The organism is Ruegeria sp. AA3 (assembly GCF_056542905.1).
Genome location: NZ_JBQGAQ010000043.1, coordinates 1 through 1,028, shown reverse-complemented (window position 1 = coordinate 1,028; position 1,028 = coordinate 1). Strand labels below are relative to the sequence as shown.

Below are 1,028 nucleotides of genomic sequence, written 5' to 3'. Positions count from 1 at the left end.
ACAACCCCTGATCCCGCAGATGGGTGTTCAATTCAGCTCGGGTGACACCCGGTTGGACAACGCAATCTAGATCACCGACATTGACCGCCAATATCTTGTTCATCTGTCTCAGATCGACGGATAGGCCACCAGCAGGAGCGTTTACATGACCTTCGAGCGAGGTGCCTGTTCCGAATGGGATGACTGGCACCTTGTGCTCGGCACAGGTCCTGACGATATCGGCCACTTCTTCGGTTGAATGCGGGAAGACGACTGCGTCCGGACTCTGGTTTTCAATCCACGTTGTCGTGTGCCCGTGCTGCTCGCAGATCGCAGCACCAGATTGCAGCCGGTCTGCGAACCTCTGCTTCAAAATTCCCAGCGCCGTGTCGATCCCGGCCTCGTTTCGCGGCAAAGCGGTTGCCTGCACCATTGCGTTCCCCTTTTCTCAGGCCACAGCCTAAAGCATTGCAGGCACAACCTGATCTGGCGGGCGATGACCGTCTTCGAAGGTCTTGATGTTGATAATGACTTTCTCACCCATCTCGATCCGACCCTCAAGCGTAGCCGAGCCCATATGAGGCAGCAGCACCACATTCGGCAATTGCCGGAGGCGTGGGTTCACATCCGTGCCCTGTTCATAAACATCCAGACCAGCGCCCGCGATCTCACCGGCGCGGATCATGCGTGTCAGGGCGTTCTCATCGACGACTTCACCGCGTGATGTATTCACGATCACGGCCGTGGGTTTCATCAATTTCAAACGCCGCGCATTCATCAAATGAAAGGTCGAAGGGGTCGACGGGCAGTTGATCGAGATGACGTCCATCCGCGCCACCATCTGATCAAGACTATCCCAGTAGGTCGCCTCCAGTTCCTGTTCAATCTCGGGGCGCAACCGGCGGCGGTTGTGATAGTGAACCTGCATTCCAAACGCGCTTGCACGTCGCGCAACGGCCTGCCCTATCCGGCCCATCCCAAGAACACCCAAGCGGCGACCACCGACCCGGCCACCCAGCAAGGCCGTCGGGGCCCAACCGGCCCAATCG

2 protein-coding genes are annotated in these 1,028 nt (G+C 58.2%); both read right to left on the bottom strand.

What is annotated here, in order from left to right:
* Positions 1–412 (bottom strand): FAD-binding oxidoreductase (locus ACR0JR_RS22370; RefSeq protein WP_480458217.1); only part of this gene is annotated, 412 nt, incomplete at its 3' end.
* A 27-nt stretch (positions 413–439) separates the two neighbouring features.
* Positions 440–1,028, bottom strand: a 589-nt coding sequence (locus ACR0JR_RS22365) for a 2-hydroxyacid dehydrogenase (RefSeq protein WP_480458215.1), incomplete at its 5' end; no start/stop codon positions are given.